Raw genomic sequence first — 17,626 nt, 5'->3', positions numbered from 1 at the left:
GTGTGATCAGGACATAAGCGGGATGACCGGCGAAATTGAACGCTTGCCGTGGGCTCCGGGTCTGCGCGTCCGCTCCAGACGCCGCCGCTTCAGCTCCTCGGCACGGTAGAAGGCGTCACTGACAACGAGGGCGGAACCGCCGCTGACCGGCAGGTTCGCTATTACGGGCAGGTGTGCGAGGGGGGCGGGTCACCGTTTCCGTCTGTACGGGTCTGCATACGGCTCCATGGACTGGCGGACCTCTTCGCGGACTGGATCCATGGGCGGACCGGGTGCGTAGTAGCGGGCGCGGCCCTTGCCGTGAGGGGCGAGCCAGCCGCGGGCGACGAGCTCTCGGATGTCGCGGATGGCCTGCTGGTCGCTGAGGTCGGCGTCCTGCTGGTAGACCGTGCGGCGGACCTTCGCGTCCGAGAAGGCGGGCAGCAGGGCGTGGACGACGCGCTCGTCCAGGCCCGTTGGTTCGACGGCTTCGACCAGGCGGGTCCAGGTGCGGGACATCACGTCGAAGCGCCGCTGGGCCTGCTGCGCCTGGCGGTGGTGGGCGGTGAGGCAGAACCGGATCCAGGGGCGTGTATCCCGCTCCGGACTCCAGAGCGGACCGCCTACGTCCTCCAGGACCTGGTAGTAGGCGTAAGTGTTCTGGCCCCGTCCGAGCCACTCCTCGATGGACGAGAACTCGGGCGGCATCAGGGCCTCGCGGGAGAACACAAGGGTGGAGAGCGCTCGGGACATGCGCCCGTTCCCGTCCTTCCACGGGTGGATCTTGACGAGGTTGAGGTGGGCCATCGACGCGCGCACGTGGACCGGGGCGTCGAGGTCGCCCTCATTGAGCCAGTCGATGAACTCCGACATCAACGCGGGGACGTCCGTCTGGTCCGGAGCGGTATAGGCCGGGACCAGAGGGTCGTCGGGGCTGGTGACGTAGACGGGCCCGTCGCGCCAGCGGCCGGGGCGTTTGTCGAGGTGGTGGCCCTGAAGCATGAAGTGCAGGCCGTTGAGCAGGCCGGCGTCGTAGCGGAAGTCGCCTCCGGCGTCGGCGAGGGCCTGGATGAGGCACCATGACGAGGTCTCCGATCTCCATCGTGATGGACAGCCGCAGTTGGTGCTTCCAGCGGTCCACGGTGCCGAACGCCTCATCGGGACAAGAGTGTGAGAGCGGGTCCCCGACACCGGCGATCACCAGGCCTTCGTCCAGCGCTTGTTCTTCGCGCTCCCCGAACCGGCCCCCACAGACCGTCCATGCTCTGGTCATGGTTCCCTCTTGCGTTCCTCAACAACCGCTCTCGTTGCGGACGTTGCACCTGGAGTGGGCCGAATGCACTGGCCGCGCCCCTCCGCTGTGGCCTGGCGAGCAAGAGATCAAGCCAGGAGGCGGGTACCTCGCCAGAGCGCTCAGGGGACGGGGTGGGCGCCACTTCGGTGCCTGCTCCGCATCTTTCCGATGGACCGTCAGAATGGCTCTGATCAGTCACGACCTGCTCGCAGATGAGGGCGGACCATGGGGCGACGACTCCCGAAGCGGGGGACGTATGCGGGACGGGGAGTCTGATGTGAGGGTGCAAATAGGGTCAAAGAGCCGCTCAGGGCAATGGGAAAGCCCCCCGTAGGTGATCTCGTGAAGGGCTGGAAAGTGGCTCTGACCTGCAAAAAATGGGCGCCCCCGGCAGGACTCGAACCTGCGGCCAAGCGCTTAGAAGATGTTCGGGGTTAAGCGCTGTGCTCACCTGGTGTTTTTGCAGGTAGCCGATAACCAAACTTAGGTGAGGCGCTTGGTCAATGTTCGTGGGGAGATTGGCGGAGACTCGGCGCCCAGCAAACGAGCGCCGCCCCGAGCCCACTGTAGGGGCCCGGGGCGGCAAGACGCACGGCTCCGCCATCTGGACGGATGAGTACCTCGCGCGAGGGCCCGTACCGTGCGCCCGTTCGGACCGCCCGCCCCACGCCGACAAGGGCAAGCGGGTGCCTGGTGATTCTGCCGTCCTCGCCTGAAATTTGAGGGCGAATTCGCCTACAGACTCCATGATCAGAAGCGGCCAAGTTGGGCAAGATGCCCATGCCTGCCCCGCCCCCCGACCGCAGCCAGCTCGACGAGCGGCGACAGGCCTTCGGGAATCGGCTCCGCGATGCCCGGCACCACGTTGGCCTCACTCAGGAGCAACTGGCACTCCGGGCTGGCATGGACCGCTCTCAGTACTCCGAGCTGGAGCGGGGACAGCGGGACGCCCGTCTGTCGACGCTGCTGCGGATTGAACGCGTTCTCGGCGCGAACCTGAGCTTCGTGGTGGATGGGCCCGCCGCCGCGACGGGGGACGAGTGCGGCGGGCCCACCCAGGCCGCCCCTTACGGCACTGATAGCGGGGCGGCCACCCCGGGCGCCGGCGATATCCGAGGACCGGCACCAGGGAGACCGGACTAGCGCCAGGTGGTCTTGGTGTACGGGTGGTAGTGCTCGGGGTTCCACGCCTCATGGCCGATGGGCTCGGTGCAGTGGACGAGCGTCTTAGGGTGCTCGGCCCAGCAGTAACCGGCGATGCCTCGGGGTGCGGGCGGGATGTCCTTGGCGGGGATGACCTTCGGCTGCTTCGGCTTCACTTCGCTCCTCCGTGGCAGGTGGGGCAGGCGTAGACGCCGACGGATCGGTTGTGGGCGCCCCAGTAGCCGACGGCTATCCCGGCGTGAACCGCGTTGTGGTCGAGGGGGGTGCTGCACCAGACGCAGCGGGTGGCGTCGCGCTGGCCGGGGGTCAGCTGCCAGACGGTGGGCAGCGTCCGGGCGGTCACGCGTGGCCCTGGATGGGGGTGAGGTCGTAGGCGGTGCGGCAGGGGGCGCAGGCGTACAGGTCGGGGGTGCCGGTGCCGGAGCCCTGGTCGGCGGTGATTTGTACGAGGCGGACGGTGCGGTCGTAGCCCTGGTGCCACGAGCAGTACCGCCGCGCGGGAGGCCTGTCGGTGGTGGCGGCCGGGCGCGTAGTGTTCGCCATGTCGACTCCACATCAGTCGTCCATACCCCCGGCCGGTCGCACGGTGCGGGGGTGTTCTCTGTGCAGCGTAGACCTAGGTAGCTAGGCCCGCTAGGCGAACCAAGCTCTCTCGTCTCGCTGAGTGAGGCTATCGAACCTAGCGTCACGATCATGGAGTGGGAGCCGGACGTACCGCGATGGCGGCAGATGTACGCGGTCATCGAGGAGCGGATCGCCGATGGGACGTATCCGCCAGGGTCGCAGTTGCCGGGCGTGTTGGCGTTGCAGGGCGAGTTCGGGGTGGCGCAGATGACGGCGCGCAGGGTGTTGACGGAGCTGCGGGCGGCGGGGCTGGCGCAGATGCAGCCGGGGGTGGGGACGTTCGTCACTGAGCTGCCGCAGGCATGACGAAAGGCCCCCCGCCCGGCCCGTAGGCCAGACAGGGGGCAATCCCGCACCACCGGGGTCTCATCGGCCGACGGCCTGCCACAGAGCCACACCCAACGCGCCCAGCGCCGTGGCAGCCGCGACGGACGGCAACGGCCAGCGGCTCCGCTCCAAGGTCGCTACCCGCGGCTCGATGTCGGTCGTCTTGGGCATGGCCTCCAGCGACCTGAGCCTGTTCTCGTGGTCGTTGATCTGTACGGCCTGGCCAGCGAGCGCGTCGAGTTTGGAGTCGACCCGGGTGACGACGTCGTGCAGTGATCTCATCTCCTGGTACATCTGTGCCGAGCTGATGTAGACGCCAGGGTCCTGGGGGGCCGTCACGCTATAGCCCCCGACGCCGGGTCCCTCTCGGCTGGCAGCGTGGAGGCGGTGCCCTTTCGGCCGAGGTGCTTCGCCACCCACGACTTCGCCGACGCGGCCACCAGCGCGACCGGAGCGGCCCACCAGACCGGCACATTGGCGAGGTCGACGACGACCAGGCCGAGGGCGGCCTCGGCGCCGGTCCAGCCCGCGCGCTCGGCGAGGTCGAGTACGAACTTGCTGGCCATGGGCTACTCCTTGACGTCGAAGCCGCGGCGCTTGCCGAGCTTGGTGAGCGATGCGACGCCGGGGAGGCCGTCGGCGGCCTTGCCGGACCAGCCGCAGCGCATCTGCCACAGGCCGTAGGCGGCCTGGGTGGCGGTGCCGAAGTGCCCGTCGGCGAGGCTCTTCGCGAGGAGGCCTTCCTTCACGAGGGCGTCCTCGACGACCCGCACGTCCGGGTACGAGACGGGGGTGCCCTTCTTCGGCGGGTCCGTCTTCGCGGCCTTCAGCAGCTCGGACAGGTCGACCACCGGCCGCCCGGTGCCCGGCTCGGAAGGCGGCGCCCCCACGAACGCAGGCCACGAGCCCGGGTCTTGGTGGTCGTTCTCCGGGACGTGCGCGTGCGCGTACCAGCCCGCCTGCTCCCGCCACACGGACTCGCTGCGCCGCGACGTGAAATCGACCGGCCTGCCCATCGGCCAGGTGTCCGGCACGCCCCACGAGCGCACCCACGCGTTCAGCTCCGCCCAGCCCTCGCACGGGGTGTCCGTGAGCCTCGCGTACGCCTTCCCGTCGACCCGGCAGTGCGGGAAGAACAGCGCCTCCACCTGGAGGACGACCTTCCCGGCCCGGTTCGTACGGGTGCCGCCAGCCTCGTCGGCGAGGCTCTTGGAGCGCGAGTTCGCGGGCAGGAACTGGACGATGCGGCCGGTGAACGGGTCCCACAGCACGTGCGGGGCCGCCGACTTCCCGCCGCCGGAGAAGTAGCTCCGCAGCCGCTCGTACGGCACGAGGTCCTTCGGGGCCTTCGCGGTGGCGTTGACGTCCCAGGTGATGTGGCCTATGGCCTTGGGCGGGCCGCCGTCGGTGGGCGCGTGGTCGCCGATGTCGAGGCGCTGGGCGCCGGGCATCCAGAGTTCGGGCATCACACACGCTCCGGCCATGCCCAGTAGGACGGGCCTTCGCCGAGCGTCCGCGAGGTCGCCCAGAAGACGTCGTTGCCGTCCAGGGACACCTGGAGGTTGACCGCCGACTCGGGAGTCTCGCCGAAGATGCGGACGATCATCGCCGGGTAGACGTCGCCCTCCTGGGCGTGGTTGCCGACGTGGGCGACGTGACCGTCCGCGCCAGCGTCTCCCGGGCCTGAGGGGCCGGAGAAGTTGCTGCGGAACGCCTGGGAGTCGCGGCGGCGCCGGTTGATGGCTTCGGCGTCCTGCCCGCTGAGCGTGTAGTGGACGATGCGTCCGATGGACGGCTTCATGGGTGCCTCCAGGGCATGGAAAAGCCCCGGCCAGACGGCACGGGGCACGGTGGTGGGGAAAGGTCAGCGGATCCTCTGGTAAAGGAACCGCGTCTGGTTCCCGCCCCGCAGGATCGTGTCGTTCGCGCTGCTCGTGTTCTGCGCGAACTGGAGCGTGATCGGCCCCGGCGCCGCATCCGTCTGAAGCGTCCCGAAGTCGTACGCCGAGTGGAAGTTCGCCGCCCCCGAGCCGCCCGCGATCCGGTTCGTCGTCGCAGCAGCACGCCGCATGATCACCGACCCGCCATCGTTCACCGACGCCGTCGACAGCGACGCCGCGTTGGCCAGCGAGAACGAACAGATCAGCATCCCACTGAGCGACCACGCCCACTTGAAATCGGCCGCCCCATCAGCCGAGTACGAGAGGAACAGCTCGTACTTGTACAGCGCGTTCGGCTCCAACTGCGCGGTGACCTCGCTGTTGACCAGCGTCGTCCCCGTGCTGCCGGAGTTGACCGTCTGGTCGTTCTCCTGCGTCACCATGCGCGGGACGCCCGCATTCCACTGATCAGCCGTCGCGATCTGCCCCGCGTACACGTACGGATTCGGCACGAACCCTCCCTCCTACAGGCCCAGCGGGGCCGGTTGAGCCAGCGAGACCGGAGCCCCGGCCGCGTGCGGCTTCTCCACGCCGTTGATGGCCCTCCGCACAGTCATCACCTGCGGAAAAACCTCGAACTCGTCGAAGCTGAAGACGACCGGCAGGACGTTCGTGTTGCCGGTCGTGATGAACGAACCGCAGCCCACCACCCCGCTCGCCAGGCTCGTATCGGTAACCGACACCTCCCAATCCTCCGGCTCGATCCCAGCCACCGGCCACGCCTTCGCCCGGACCGTCGTCCCCTCGATCTGGAGCCGCACCTTGTACGTCGCCCCCGCAGTGAACGGCAGGGTGTGCGGCGCGGTCGCGAGAAGCGTCTCAGCGGGCAGGCGCTTGCGGATGCTGAGCTGCACCGTGCTCGCCGTGCTCACGAGCAGCCGAGCGAAGTAGTACGACCCGGCCGCAATATCGCCCCTGGCCAGGAGGAACGCCGACATCGTGTCGCCCGTCGGCACCACCGGCAGGGTGATGCTCGCCCTCACCTCCACGTCGGCCAGCGACAGCGAGTTCAGCGACGTGATCCGGAAAACATTCCTCGTGCCGTGCGAGTGCCGGCCGACCGAGCCGTTCACGTCGTAGTCCGACGCCGAGCCGCCCGACGTCGACCAGGCACCGCCCACGGTCGCCGAGCCCCACCCGGACGACGCCGAACGGCCGAACTGGTCCAGGGAGGACGGCGTGCACGCGGTGCAGCGGACGACCTCCCCGCCGAGCGCCAGGTCGACGGGGAAGTGACCGGGGAACAGGGCAGTGATCCCACTGGACTGGATCCACGGCGCCCGGTCCCGAATTCCGTCCGGCGGCGTGTGCACGACGAACTGGGTCGCTGCGGCCGTGACCGCGTTCACCAGCAGACTGCGGGAGGTGTCCCACCGGTTCGGCCGGTCCGGACCGGCCAGGTAGGACAGCGGCACAGTGAACGCCATGTCGTCGATGTACACCGCGTCCTCGCCGGACGCCGCGCTGTTGTCCTTGATGTATCGGAACGTCACCGCGCTGGTCGACGCCACGCTCACCGTGAACTGCGTCCACCCGGTCGCGCCCTGAGCCCGCAGCACCTGCACGCCGTCGACCAGCACGAGCAGCCGGTCACCCTCGAATCCGGCGCCAGCCGACTCCGAGGAGGTCCGATACCAGAACGTCAGCGTGGACGCCCCCGCAGGCACGGTCACGACTGCGTCGGACGTCTGGTTGTTGCTGATCGCCCCCGAGCGGAACGACCACGCCCCAGCATGGAACTGGGCGTTCGTCCGCAGCCACGGCAGCGACCCGCCGTTCGTGACGACGACGTTGAGGGTCGCGTCCTCGAAGTCCTCGACGACGTCCCCAGCCCCGCGGTCCTGCGCGATCTCCAGCACGTCCCACGGCCGGCCGGGCGTCGTGTTGGCCTGCCACGCCCATTCGTGCTCGCCGATCCGCTCGCTGTACCCCTCGACGATCAGCTCCACGTCGTCCGGCGGGAGATCCTCCGGCGGGTGGGTGATGTTCAGCTTGTTGCCGAGGGAGGCGCCGGCCACCGCGTCCGCGACCGCTCCGGTGTTCCCGGCCTTGGCGAGGTCGACGTGGACCTCGGGGATCCGGGCGTCGGGGCTGGTGCCGAGGTGGACTCTCCAGCTGGCCTGGTCGGCGAGCTGGTCGTCTGAGGCAACCTGGACGGTGACGGAGTCCGGGTAGCTGCCGACCGTGTTCGTGCCGCGCGGGCCGTCGGCCTCGAACACGCGGGCCTCTCCGCCGTCCTGCCGTGCCGCGGTGACGTCGTTGACGGTGCCGTCGACGCCCACGCTCGGCCGGAACGGCGCCTTCAGGTGGGTCGCGTAGTCCAGGGCGAGGATCGGGTTGCCGATGTGTGCGTACGCCGTGTGGGACCGCCACGGGACGCCGTTGATCCATCCGGTGCCTTCGAACTCGATGGTGTGCCCGCGGTCTCGGACCTGCACGGTGCCGTACTGCTGGCGGCCGGCGACGGCGCCGAGGTCGTACAGCGGGTCCAGGGTGCTGTAGTCGCTGTCCATGCTGGCGAACATGTAGACCGGGAATCCGCCCCAGGGGTTGCCGGGGCCGGAGCAGAGGGACAGGTTGTGCTGGTCGGCGGTGAGCTGGATCATGCGGTCGAGCCAGCCTGTGTCGCCGAACATCTCGATGAGCTGGTCGCGTTCGTGGAGGAACGAGTTCCAGGTGTCGGTGCCGGTGCCGTCGGCGAGCCACCGCGATGGGGTGATCCACACGAGGGCCTCGGCGCCGCCCGCGTTGGCCGCGAGGAGGTTCTCCATCCACGTCTTCTGAGCCGAGCCCAGCATGGTCTTCGTCGGCGACTGCGGGTCGCTGTTCGGGTCGCGCGCGGAGCGGACGTCGGAGGCGACGAAGAGGATCCTTCCCACCTGCCAGCTCTGGTTGATGGTGGACGCCGACGGCAGCGTGTAGTGGGGCACCCTCTCCCGGTACACGGAGTTCGCGGTCGCGTTGCCGGTGGCGGTCCTGTCCGAGTTGTTTGGGCCGTAGTCGTGATCATCCCAGACGTAGGTCATCGCAGTGTCGCGGAAGAACCGGCCCTGCCGGGCGTTCGCGCCGAGGGTGCCGTTGAACGTCAGGTTGTCGTCGTACGCGGTGCGGTAGGTCGCGGCGGTCGCGACGGCGATGTTCCGGTAGTGCAGGTCCCCGAGATGGCTGAAGAACAGCCAGTCCTGCGCGGCCGACTGCGCGCGCATCGTGTCGAACACCGGGTTGTTGGAGACCGCCGAGGTGATGTACGAGTCGTCCGGCGCGCCGGTCAGTCCCGCGTCCCCGGCCGCTCCGAAGGTGAAGCTCGCGCGCTCTCCGGCCGCGACCGGATGCGTGCGGAACGTCCCCGAGAACGTTGTGTCGAGGACGCCGTCATCCTCCAGGGCGTAGTAGTACCGCACCCCCGGCTGAAGCCCCGTCGCCTGCAACGAGGCGATGCCGTCGGCCGTGGGCACGACCGGGCCGAAGTACGCCGGCGCCGACAGCGATGAGGCGAGCGACACAGCCAGCCGGGTCGACGTCCCGGTGACCTTCCCGCGCACCCAGGCGCTGGTGTGCGTAGTCGCCCCGACCCACACGTGCGTCACGCTCACGAGACCCCCTGGCTGTACTTCGAGCGGTTCGTCCGGTACTCCAGCGCCAGCTCGTCCGTCGCGTCCGTCAGCGTGCCGCCGTCCACCGCGATCGCCGCCTCCAGCAGACTCATCAGGTTGTCGGCGCGCTGCGGGCCCATCAGCGGAGTGCCGTCCAGGTCACCGATCACCCGCAGCGGGATCCCGCTCTCGTCACACAGCCGCTCGACGCGGCGGCCGGCACGTTCCCCGGTGTGGCCGAGGAGGGCCTTGTAGCAGTCGAGGGCGTCCGGCGGGTTGGCGCCCCAGTACGCCCAATGCCCGGTGGTGAAGTTGCTGCCGGAGGGGGCGTCGGACTGGTCCCAGCCGAACGTGACGCTGTTCAGGGGCCGGTAGGCGACGTTCAGGACCGTCGTCGCGCCGAGCTGGGGGACGCCGTCGATGTGCAGCTGCACCAGCGTGTTCGCGCCGCCGCCTGCGGTGGCCACGGAGAGGCGGATGTGGTGGGGGGCGTCGTTGTTGAACAGCTGTGGCGCGGTGACGTCGGCGACGAGGGTGTCCGCGAGGCCGCCGGTCTCCCGTTCGATGCGGATGCTGACGGAGAAGGAGTTGAAGGCGGGGTCGACGCCCGTGAGCATGGTGACGCGTTGGTCGTCGTTGTTCCCGGCGCCAATGTCGCGGTAGTCCCAGTAGTCGGCGTTCCCGGGGCCGCTACGGACGTGGTCGAAGGACCAGCCGCCCTCGTCGGCGGCCATGCTGATGGGGGCGGTGAGCATGCCGACCTTGCCGTTCGGCAGGCCCACCACCGGCTCCAGCCACGGCGCGAGCTTGCCGGAGCCCCAGTTCGGCTGGCCCTGGTAGAACGAGCCGGACTCGCCGACCGCACGCACCGGCTGAGCGCCGGTGGCGACCTCCAGTGCATGTCCGGCCTCCTCGCCGTCGGTCAGCGGCCAGTACGCGCGCGGGGTCTGGAGTGCCATGAAGCGCCGCATGGCGTCGTAGGCGGGCGGGTTGCCGCCCTGGAGGGCGTACACCAGCCCGAACGCGTCGACCGAGACCCAGCGGTCGTTGTCGGTGGAGTGCCGCTCCAGCACGAAGTCCGGGATCACCCCGCAGAAGCGGTACAGCTGCGTGCCGTTCGGATTCACGCTCACCCGGCAGACCGTGTTCGGCAGCAGCAGCCCGTAGTACTCGCCCGTCGGGTTGACCGGCGAGTACCGGGCCCGCACCTGCGCATTGTTCTTCAGGTAGAACCGGCACCGGGACGGCGACGGCCGGGATGCGCGGTCCTTCCGGCCGCGCGTGATGGTGATCCGGCCGCGCACGTAGACGTCGTTCGTGATGTCCACCCACACGCCGCCCAGCAGCAGCTCCACCAGCACCCACGGGTAGGCCACGGTCACACCGCCTTTCCGAGTGCGGTCTGCACGTCGCCGCCGCCCTCAATGTCCACCCAGCCGCGCACCATCCGTAGGAGGGTCTCGTCGCTGCCATCGACACGCAGGCGCACGTTGACGTCCACGGCCTGGGCGCCTGGCGTACCGAGACTCCCCAGGCCCGCCATGGACAGCTCGCCCGGCAGCGCCAGACCCCCGCCGATCCCCAGGCCGCCCAGGACCGGACCGAGGCCCGGCATCCCGTCGAGGGCAGAGCGGACGCTCGGCATCGCGGCCTCCATGCCCCTGGCGAAGTCGGTCACCAGGGCCCGGCCGGAGTAGACGCTGTAGCCCCTGCCCGAGAACGGGCCCTTCTTGGCGGGGCTGAAGGGGAAGTAGTCCCGCGCCGCGCTGACCACCGACGAGGCGGCGGACGCCACATCCGCGAGACGGCTCATGATGCCGTCGATGAACCCCTGGATCAGCGACGATCCAGCGGACATCAGGAGCCCGCCGAGGTTGCCGAGGACGCCCACGGCCTGACCCGGCATGCTGGCCAGGTGGCTGATCGCCCGCCGGACACCGTCGAAGACCCCCGACGCCATGCCGGTGACGGCCGAGATGACGGCCAGCCCGGCGTTGATGACGGCTTGCTTCGCGTACTCCCAGGCCCCCGAGAAATCGCCCTGGAGCAGCGCGATCACGGCTTGAAGGACCGGCACCATGACGCCGGAGATGACGTCGGCGAGGAAGCCGCCCAGCATCACGGCGAGTGCCGCGATGACCGGGATCAGTTCCTCGATGACGGGCATCATCGCCGCCAGGCCCTCGGCGACGAGCTGGGCAATCATCTCCAGCAGCGGTGCGACGGCCACCAGGAGTTCGCCGAACGCCTCGCCCAGGGTTACCAGCGTGGGCCCGAGTTCCTCGATCAGCTCGCCGAGGATCGTGATGCCCGCGACGAGCGTCGTGGCGAGGATCTCCGCGAGCGGCTCGATGATCCCCGGCAGGTTCTCCAGGATCGGCGCCAGGGTGTCCATGAGGATCCCGGCGGTCTCCTCGATCACCGGAGCCAGGGCCTCAAAGACGGTGACGCAGGCCTCCAGCAGCGGGGTCAGCGCGGGCAGCAGTGCCGCCGCGAGTTCCCCGACGACCGGCAGCAGCGGCAGCGCGGCGTCGACGAGTGCGCCGACCGCCTCGGCGGCCGTCACCAGGACCGGTTCCAGGGCCTCGATGACCGGGGCGAGGGCCTCGCCGAGCGCCTCGATCAGCCGCTGGGCGGGGGGGCCTAGCGCCTCTAGGACCGGGCCCAGCACCCCCAGCGCCTGGCCGAGGAGCGGCGCCGCTGTCGATGCCAGCTTCGCCACGGTCTCGAACAGCGCCGAGAGCCCCGCCTGCACCGGCTCGGACGCGAACGCCTCGTCCAGCGCCTCGGTGATCGTCTTGAGGGTGCCGATCAGGCCCCCGCCGGAAACGTCTGCGGCCTCGAAGATGCTGCCGAAGATGGAGCCGACGTTGCCGACGACGTCGAAGAGGTCGCCGATCAGGTCGATCGCGTCCTCGATCGCCCGCTCCATGGCGCCGGACTCGAACGCCTCGCCCAGCTTGTCGCCGATCCGGAACGCGGCGTCCCCGGCCTTCTCCGTCAGCCGCTCGAACGACGGCCCGGCCGCTGCGGCGACCTGACCGAGCGCCGTCGCGACGATCCCAGGGATGAAGGACAGGTTGAGCAGGCCCTTCGAGGCGGAGCCCATCGCCTTGCCGAGCGTGCCGTCTTCCGCCAGGTTCTTGGCGGCGTCGATGACGCCCTTGCCCATCAGGTTCACGGCGCCCGCCGTGGCCAGCAGCTCCCGCCGTACGACCGGCAGAGCGGCGGCGCCCGCGCGCTCCAGGTCCTCGGCGAGGCCGCGGAACACGCGGTTCTGGACGTCCTGCTGGAGGTCGCGGAGGGCCGGTGCCGCCTCCTTCACCGCGAGGGCGAACTGCTTCGCCTCGGGAGACAGCTTGGCGAGCGCCTCTTCGAACTCCTGCGCCTTCGCCGGGTCCAGCGCCGCCGACAGGGCATCGCCCATCCCGACAGCCGCCAGCTTGACCACGCCCGACGCCTGCTGCATCGCCAGCAGAGCCGTCGCACCGACACCAGCCGCGGGGGCGATGTTCTGGAGCGTCGCCACCAGCGCGGCCGCCAGCGGCAGCGCCGCCCCGATAGCCCCCGCGATCGGAGCCGCCCCAGCCGCCACCCGGGCGAGCCCGCCGGCCGCGCCCACGATCCGGCCGAGGACGCCGGCGAACCGGTCGCCTTCGCTGCTGGCTCCGCGCAGGGCGGTGCGGGTGTTGTCGCCCATCTGGCGGGCGGCTTCGCCGGTGCGGACGAACCGGCCTTGGAGGTCGCGGAGTCGGCCGTTGGCGTCGCGGGTGAACTGGTTGGTGGCGTTGTTCGCCACCGTGATGGCGCCGGTCAGGTCGTCCCGGAGGGACATGGCCATGACCTGCGACTCGTTGACGAACCGGCCGCGCAGATCCCTCAGTCGGCCTTCGGTGTCGACCTGGAAGCCGCGCATGCGGAGCTGGCTGTTGGCCAGGCCGCGGCGCATTCCGCTGTCGTCCGCGCGGATGAAGCCGACGAGTTCGCCGACCGTGAGGGCGTCCGACACCGGGGCACCCCCTCTTCAGTTAGCTGTGCAGTGCCGCGCGCACCTGGTCCGGGTCGTCGACGATCGAGATGAAGTCGCCCGCGACCCGGCGGAACACCGCGTCCGGGGAGAGGCCGCGGAGCAGGTTGTGGAAGCGGCGGCGGCCTAGGTGCGCGATGTCTTGCGGGCCGTAGCCGTACTCGCGCTGGAAGTCCGCTTCGATCGCCCACCACCAGCGGCGGACTGCGATCTCCGTGCGGCTCGGTTCGGCCCCTTCGGGCCCAGCTGTTTTCCCGCGCCCGCACCCTGCTCGACGAGATCGAAGGCCTCGCGGTGGGTGAGCGGGTTACCGGAGGCGTGGGCGAGGCCCCAGGTCATGACGACCTGGAACTCCCTGAGGCCCATCCCTGCCTCGATCCACTGGTCCAGCACATCGGTGCCGAAGAGGAGCCCGATCAGCTCCTGGATGTCCTCCAGCGCGGAGGACTCCCGTAGTTCCTCGATGCGCCGGGTGACGACCATCGGCATGTCGGTGGGTACTGGGACCGCGATGCCGCGGATCGTCTCCGTGCGCCCTCGGGAGACTTCGGCCCAGAAGTCGTCCCAGGACTCTTCGCCCCGCACGGGCGTCTTGCGGGCGGTCATCAGATGGCCGCCGTGGTCTCAGCGCCGGAGCGGGTCACGGTGCAGGCCCAGGTGACCTTGTCGTTGTTGCCGCCGCCCTCCTCGCCGAGCTGGAAGGTGGCGTCCGGCCAGACCGTCCATACGGTGTCGCCGGGGGCGGCGAAGCGGAAGCCGACGAGGGAGTCGACGCCGAGGCGTCCGGCCTGCGCCTCCGCGAGCGCCATGGCCGGGTCGAGGGCTCCGGTGATCGGGTCCTTCATGCGGAAGCCTTGCAGGCCGAGCGTCTTGCCTTCCTGCATGTTCTGGGTCTCCGCGCGCCCGTCGCTGCCGAACGTGGTGGTGTCGGCGGCCTCGTAGGCGTGGCCCTTGGTGAAGGTGTTGATGCCGCCCTCACCTGAGCCGTTCTTGGCGGTCCTGAACTCGGTCCAGGTCCCCGGGTTGTTGAAGTCCTCGATCTGGAATCGGACGTCGCGAGCGTTGTACTTGACTGCCGGCATAGCTCCTCCAGGCATGACGAAATGCCCGCAGCGAGGAGCAGCGGGCCGGAAGGTGGGGTGGGGTCAGCCGCGGTGGGCTGTGACGTTGAGGTGTTCGGCGCGGAAGTTCGCGACGTACTCCATGCGGCCGTTCTGGTCCTTGCCGATCGCTGTCGGGCCGCCCTGGAGCGCCACGCACAGGATCAGCAGGGTCCCGTCCGGCAGCGTGACCGGCCCGAGGCCGTGCAGCTCGCCGTAGATCGCCGCGCACCGCGTACGAGCGGCCGTGGGGTCCGTGTCGCGGGTGCGGACCTGGATGCGGGGCTCGTCGTACGGCAGCAGCGAGTCCGGCTCCGCGCCAGCCTGGTAGCTGGTGATCGCCACCGCCGTGTCGGGCCCCGAGGGCATGTCGTCGAGGAAGGTGTCCCCGCCGGCGCCTTCGGGGTCGTAGGTGAGCAGGCTCAGGGCGTCAAGGTGGCGGGCGATGCCGTCGAGGAAGTCAGCCACGGAACCACCTCCGGAGGTCGACCTGCATCATGCGGAGGACGACGTCCCGCTCCCGGTTGAACGGGATCTCCAGGTACTTGGCGGACCGGCCGGGGAGGTGGCGCCAGGTCAGCTCTTCGTGCTGCCGCTTCGCGTACGGAGTGTCGTAGGAGACCGCGCCCTCCATGCCGTTCACGGTCACCTTCCCGGAGCGGCGCAGGGTGCCCTCCTCCAGCGGCACGATCTTCTGCGACTCGCCGAGGACGTGCTCCAGGCCCCGGCGGAGACCCTCCTCGGCAAGCCTGCGCCCACGGGTGGTCCACAGCCGCTGGGCGTTGCCGGGGGTGAAGCGGGTGTAGACGCTCACTGGAGACTCACCTCCAGATGGTCCGGGAGCGGGAGCTTCCCGCCCTCGTGGCGGGCCTGCACGAGCACGGTGGTGACCCGGCCGTCCGGCAGCGTCACCCGCGACTCCGGGACGGCGTCGACCGCGTCCAGGCGGCAGTAGAACGTGGCCGAGGAGACCACTTCGTTGCCGTCCTTCGCGCGGACCATGCGGTTCTTCTCCTCCAGGAAGCACCGCACCGCCACCGGGGCCTCGAACTTCGGGCCCCTGGAGCCCGACGGGCCGCCGTACGGCTCGACGGTCACCTGATGCTGGAGCCACATCCCAGGCAGCTTCACGAGGTCACCATCCCCATGCGGAAGATGTCTGGGGTCAGGTCCATGGAGAGCAGCGCATCCATCGCCTTCGGGGCAATCTCCCGGGCCGCCGAGGCGCCACCCGAGGTGGCCGTGACCGACCGGGACATCTGCGCCGAGCCCAGCTTGACGGTGCCCCAGCCGACCCCGGCCGCCCCCGTCGAGTCCCCCAGCTCGTCCCACCACTGCGCCTGAGCACAGACGGCGTCCGAGAACGCCGACCGCACCGTTGCGTTGGACGGGTAGCCGTCTTCGTCGACCTCGTACCAGCACAGCCGGAACACCTGCGCCTCCAGCATCCGCGAGGCGTCCGCCAGCTGCTGGTCGATGTCCGAGGGCGGGGTCTGCCCGGTGTACGCCGTGTACTCCGCCGACGTCGCGTAGATCCTGGCCACCGGGCACCCCCTTACGCGCTCGCGCCGATGATGACGACGTCGTACGTCACCGACGTGGACCCGGCCGAGTTGGTGAGCGTCAGCAGGTCCCCGGTGCCCGCGGTGACCGCGACGCCGGTCGCGTCCGGCGCCACCCACAGGAACAGACCGCCGGGCCGAACCGCGAGGCCGTCCCCGGCCGCGAGGAACAGCGGGACGCCGTTCGACGCGGGCCTGGTGACCTGCACGTTGTTCGTATTCCCGGCCGCCGCCCGGATCAGCACCGCCTTGACCCGGGCGAACGTCAGCGCTGCCCCGAGCGGGTCCGACAGAACGCCGGCCAAGTCCAGATCCTCCGTCGCGGACGCGGCGAGCGTCCTCGTGTCGGCGAAGATCTTGTCCGCCTGGTTCGCGCCCACACCCGACGCCAGGGCGACCGACGCCGAGTAGTCCAGAGGCGCCTGCGGGGTGACGAGGTCCAGAGCTGAGGAGAGCGTGCTCCTCAGGCTCAGGCTCAGGCTCGTGCTCAGCGTCATGCCCCGTCACCCTCTCCGCCGTACTTCTCGATCAGCTCGTCCTTGGTGAGGCCGTCGATCGCGGCCTCCTCGTCCGAGTCCTTCGCCCGCGAGCGCGCGTAGGCCACCCACTCGTCCTTGACCGCCGCCTTCGTCGGTCGCTCAGGCGGGGGCTGCTTCCCACCCTCCTCCGGGTCGGCCTTGACGCACCGCCAGCCCGACCCCGGATCGGCCGCGAGAGTGGCGTACCGCTCAGCCTCCGGACTGCCCAGCACCGGCGCCACCCGCTCAGCGATGTGGGGGCCGGAGCCCCGCTCGTAGACCGCCACGTCAGATCACCAGACCGGTCTGGACCGCGTGGGCGCGCTCGTTGCCGTACTTCAGGCCGATCTCGCCGTACAGCTGCTTCTCGTCCGAGGCGCCGGTCTTCGCCAGGTCCTCCTCGAACATGACGCCCTTGCCGGGGATGTTGAGCATGACCGGCATCAGCTGCTCCAGCGAGGCCACCAGGATCGAGTCCTGCGGCATGTGCCGGTCCATCATGATGTTGAGCCGCCCGAAGTCGGTCTCGATGGTCTGAACGCTGACGCCGCCGACGGTGCGGCTGGCCTCGGTGATGAGGACCGCCTTGCCGTACGCGTCCGCGTAGGCCTTCGTGATCGCCCGCTTCTGGATCGAGTTCGTCACGAGGGTCGCGGTCTCCTGCTCGCTGATCCCGCCGTTGTCGTAGGCGAGCTGGAGCATGTCGTCGACGTGGAGGGTGGTCAGGGCCGTCGACCAGGGGACGGTGTAGGAGATCCCCGAGGATGTGCCCAGGGTGATGGCCGCGCCGCCGCTGGACGCCGACACCTTGAAGGTGTTCGCGTCGACCGCGTCCACGTAGTACACGCGCCCGGCGATGATGCCGGTGGCGTCACCGGTGTCCCGGAACACGATCTTGTTGCCGTCCGACAGGCCGTGACCCGTCGACGTGATCGTGTCCGTCGCCGAGGAGGCTCCGGTCACCGTGGTGCCCCGCGAGATGCGGTTCGTGGTGATGGCCTCCAGGATGCCCCGGGTCTTCCGGGCGGTGGCGTTCGTCGTCGGGTTCGCGAACTCGCCGTTGAGGAACGAGTAGTTCACGTCCAGGGCCACCGACTTCAGCGCCTGCGCGACCTGCCAGTCCATCTCGTTGGCGACCGGGTTCTCCCCGTTCACCCCCCGGAACGGCGCCGCGCCGGGCGTCGCCAGCGCGCCCACCGCAGCCTGCTTGGTGTAGGAAACGGAGACCTTCTCCTGGTGGATCTGCACGACGTTGCGGACGTTCGCCCGCACCCGCTCCTCGGCAGTCGGCGCGGTCGCGCCCTCCACCTTCGTGCGCTGCGCCGGGTCGCGCAGGTCGGAGGTCTGCCACTCGAACTCCTGCGACGTGGTCATGCCACCGCCGGTGAGGCCGCCGATGGCCGACAGGAACGGGGTCTCCTCCGGCGTGATCGCGAAGAGTTCGCCCGCGTAGTTGGGAAGGTTGAAGGTGGTGCCCATCCCGGTGATGCCGGCCATG

At 69.8% G+C, this 17,626-nt stretch carries 23 protein-coding genes; 2 read left to right on the top strand and 21 right to left on the bottom strand.

The window, feature by feature from the left end:
* Positions 1-189: 189 nt before the first annotated feature.
* Entirely contained in the window at positions 190-1,137 is a 948-nt protein-coding gene (locus F9278_RS16020) for a Fic family protein (RefSeq protein WP_226966766.1), read from the bottom strand.
* Between the two features lie 910 nt (positions 1,138-2,047).
* On the opposite strand from F9278_RS16020, the gene F9278_RS48715 reads away from it, so the two are divergent.
* Positions 2,048-2,416 carry a helix-turn-helix domain-containing protein gene (locus F9278_RS48715; protein WP_152168949.1) on the top strand — a complete coding sequence of 123 codons (369 nt, stop codon included), beginning with the start codon at positions 2,048-2,050 and terminating at the stop codon, positions 2,414-2,416.
* Here the strand turns inward: F9278_RS48715 and F9278_RS16010 are convergent.
* From F9278_RS16010 to F9278_RS16000, 3 genes are read right to left on the bottom strand one after another with little or no spacing between them, the layout of a single operon-like run.
* Entirely contained in the window at positions 2,413-2,592 is a 180-nt protein-coding gene (locus tag F9278_RS16010) for a hypothetical protein (protein ID WP_152168948.1), read from the bottom strand. The genes F9278_RS48715 and F9278_RS16010 overlap by 4 nt on opposite strands.
* A complete protein-coding gene (locus F9278_RS16005; RefSeq protein ID WP_152168947.1) occupies positions 2,589-2,780 on the bottom strand; it encodes a hypothetical protein in 192 nt (63 codons plus the stop codon). Before F9278_RS16005 ends, F9278_RS16010 begins: the two co-directional genes overlap by 4 nt.
* Complete coding sequence (locus tag F9278_RS16000; protein WP_152168946.1) at positions 2,777-2,980, bottom strand: hypothetical protein; 204 nt, start codon at positions 2,978-2,980, stop codon at positions 2,777-2,779. Before F9278_RS16000 ends, F9278_RS16005 begins: the two co-directional genes overlap by 4 nt.
* Positions 2,981-3,130: 150 nt before the next feature.
* Between F9278_RS16000 and F9278_RS15995 the strand changes: the two genes are divergently transcribed.
* Positions 3,131-3,367 (top strand): GntR family transcriptional regulator, encoded by a 237-nt coding sequence (locus tag F9278_RS15995; RefSeq protein WP_152168945.1) that lies wholly within the window; start codon positions 3,131-3,133, stop codon positions 3,365-3,367.
* 60 nt (positions 3,368-3,427) lie between these two features.
* Here F9278_RS15995 and F9278_RS15990 read toward each other — a convergent pair whose 3' ends face one another.
* From F9278_RS15990 to F9278_RS15910, 17 genes are all read right to left on the bottom strand, one after another.
* On the bottom strand, positions 3,428-3,727 hold the full coding sequence (locus F9278_RS15990) for a hypothetical protein (RefSeq protein WP_226966765.1): 300 nt from the start codon (positions 3,725-3,727) through the stop codon (positions 3,428-3,430).
* Positions 3,724-3,954: a hypothetical protein gene (locus tag F9278_RS15985; protein WP_152168944.1), complete on the bottom strand. Its 231-nt coding sequence runs from the start codon at positions 3,952-3,954 to the stop codon at positions 3,724-3,726. The genes F9278_RS15990 and F9278_RS15985 overlap by 4 nt, the downstream gene beginning before the upstream one ends.
* Before the next feature lie 3 nt (positions 3,955-3,957).
* Positions 3,958-4,854 carry an endolysin gene (locus F9278_RS15980; RefSeq protein ID WP_152168943.1) on the bottom strand — a complete coding sequence of 299 codons (897 nt, stop codon included), beginning with the start codon at positions 4,852-4,854 and terminating at the stop codon, positions 3,958-3,960.
* A complete protein-coding gene (locus tag F9278_RS15975) occupies positions 4,854-5,189 on the bottom strand; it encodes a hypothetical protein (protein WP_152168942.1) in 336 nt (111 codons plus the stop codon). The genes F9278_RS15980 and F9278_RS15975 overlap by 1 nt, the downstream gene beginning before the upstream one ends.
* A 63-nt stretch (positions 5,190-5,252) precedes the next feature.
* Entirely contained in the window at positions 5,253-5,780 is a 528-nt protein-coding gene (locus F9278_RS15970; protein ID WP_152168941.1) for a hypothetical protein, read from the bottom strand.
* A gap of 12 nt (positions 5,781-5,792) precedes the next feature.
* Positions 5,793-8,921, bottom strand: a complete 3,129-nt coding sequence (locus F9278_RS15965; RefSeq protein ID WP_152168940.1) for an alkaline phosphatase D family protein — start codon at positions 8,919-8,921, stop codon at positions 5,793-5,795.
* The gene (locus F9278_RS15960) at positions 8,918-10,297 is read right to left on the bottom strand and encodes a hypothetical protein (protein ID WP_193241511.1); all 1,380 of its coding nucleotides are present in this window, start codon (positions 10,295-10,297) and stop codon (positions 8,918-8,920) included. Before F9278_RS15960 ends, F9278_RS15965 begins: the two co-directional genes overlap by 4 nt.
* Positions 10,298-10,299: 2 nt before the next feature.
* A complete protein-coding gene (locus F9278_RS15955; protein WP_152168938.1) occupies positions 10,300-12,930 on the bottom strand; it encodes a phage tail protein in 2,631 nt (876 codons plus the stop codon).
* A 144-nt stretch (positions 12,931-13,074) separates the two neighbouring features.
* On the bottom strand, positions 13,075-13,554 hold the full coding sequence (locus F9278_RS15950) for a hypothetical protein (protein ID WP_152168937.1): 480 nt from the start codon (positions 13,552-13,554) through the stop codon (positions 13,075-13,077).
* A complete protein-coding gene (locus tag F9278_RS15945) occupies positions 13,554-14,030 on the bottom strand; it encodes a phage tail tube protein (protein WP_152168936.1) in 477 nt (158 codons plus the stop codon). The genes F9278_RS15950 and F9278_RS15945 overlap by 1 nt, the downstream gene beginning before the upstream one ends.
* Before the next feature lie 63 nt (positions 14,031-14,093).
* On the bottom strand, positions 14,094-14,516 hold the full coding sequence (locus F9278_RS15940) for a minor capsid protein (RefSeq protein WP_152168935.1): 423 nt from the start codon (positions 14,514-14,516) through the stop codon (positions 14,094-14,096).
* Positions 14,509-14,862, bottom strand: coding sequence for a minor capsid protein (locus F9278_RS15935; RefSeq protein ID WP_226966764.1), 354 nt, complete (start codon positions 14,860-14,862; stop codon positions 14,509-14,511). Before F9278_RS15935 ends, F9278_RS15940 begins: the two co-directional genes overlap by 8 nt.
* Positions 14,859-15,179, bottom strand: a complete 321-nt coding sequence (locus F9278_RS15930) for a hypothetical protein (protein WP_152168934.1) — start codon at positions 15,177-15,179, stop codon at positions 14,859-14,861. The genes F9278_RS15935 and F9278_RS15930 overlap by 4 nt, the downstream gene beginning before the upstream one ends.
* Entirely contained in the window at positions 15,176-15,592 is a 417-nt protein-coding gene (locus tag F9278_RS15925) for a hypothetical protein (protein WP_152168933.1), read from the bottom strand. The genes F9278_RS15930 and F9278_RS15925 overlap by 4 nt, the downstream gene beginning before the upstream one ends.
* A gap of 11 nt (positions 15,593-15,603) precedes the next feature.
* Entirely contained in the window at positions 15,604-16,107 is a 504-nt protein-coding gene (locus F9278_RS15920) for a hypothetical protein (protein WP_152168932.1), read from the bottom strand.
* Positions 16,104-16,415 (bottom strand): hypothetical protein, encoded by a 312-nt coding sequence (locus tag F9278_RS15915; protein ID WP_152168931.1) that lies wholly within the window; start codon positions 16,413-16,415, stop codon positions 16,104-16,106. Before F9278_RS15915 ends, F9278_RS15920 begins: the two co-directional genes overlap by 4 nt.
* A 1-nt stretch (position 16,416) precedes the next feature.
* Positions 16,417-17,625, bottom strand: a complete 1,209-nt coding sequence (locus F9278_RS15910; RefSeq protein WP_152168930.1) for an SU10 major capsid protein — start codon at positions 17,623-17,625, stop codon at positions 16,417-16,419.
* Between the last annotated feature and the right edge of the window lies 1 nt (position 17,626).

Source organism: Streptomyces phaeolivaceus (assembly GCF_009184865.1).
Lineage (GTDB): Bacteria > Actinomycetota > Actinomycetes > Streptomycetales > Streptomycetaceae > Streptomyces > Streptomyces phaeolivaceus.
This window is presented reverse-complemented; position numbering and strand designations above follow the sequence as displayed.

What these genes read in the sequence shown, in the direction of transcription:
- F9278_RS16020 (WP_226966766.1), bottom strand. Translation starts at nt 1,137, where the DNA reads ATGAGGCGTTCGGCACCGTGGACCGCTGGAAGCACCAACTGCGGCTGT.
- F9278_RS48715 (WP_152168949.1), top strand. Translation starts at nt 2,048, where the DNA reads ATGCCCATGCCTGCCCCGCCCCCCGACCGCAGCCAGCTCGACGAGCGG.
- F9278_RS16000 (WP_152168946.1), bottom strand. Translation starts at nt 2,980, where the DNA reads ATGGCGAACACTACGCGCCCGGCCGCCACCACCGACAGGCCTCCCGCG.
- F9278_RS15995 (WP_152168945.1), top strand. Translation starts at nt 3,131, where the DNA reads ATGGAGTGGGAGCCGGACGTACCGCGATGGCGGCAGATGTACGCGGTC.
- F9278_RS15985 (WP_152168944.1), bottom strand. Translation starts at nt 3,954, where the DNA reads ATGGCCAGCAAGTTCGTACTCGACCTCGCCGAGCGCGCGGGCTGGACC.
- F9278_RS15980 (WP_152168943.1), bottom strand. Translation starts at nt 4,854, where the DNA reads ATGCCCGAACTCTGGATGCCCGGCGCCCAGCGCCTCGACATCGGCGAC.
- F9278_RS15975 (WP_152168942.1), bottom strand. Translation starts at nt 5,189, where the DNA reads ATGAAGCCGTCCATCGGACGCATCGTCCACTACACGCTCAGCGGGCAG.
- F9278_RS15950 (WP_152168937.1), bottom strand. Translation starts at nt 13,554, where the DNA reads ATGACCGCCCGCAAGACGCCCGTGCGGGGCGAAGAGTCCTGGGACGAC.
- F9278_RS15945 (WP_152168936.1), bottom strand. Translation starts at nt 14,030, where the DNA reads ATGCCGGCAGTCAAGTACAACGCTCGCGACGTCCGATTCCAGATCGAG.
- F9278_RS15920 (WP_152168932.1), bottom strand. Translation starts at nt 16,107, where the DNA reads ATGACGCTGAGCACGAGCCTGAGCCTGAGCCTGAGGAGCACGCTCTCC.
- F9278_RS15910 (WP_152168930.1), bottom strand. Translation starts at nt 17,625, where the DNA reads ATGGCCGGCATCACCGGGATGGGCACCACCTTCAACCTTCCCAACTAC.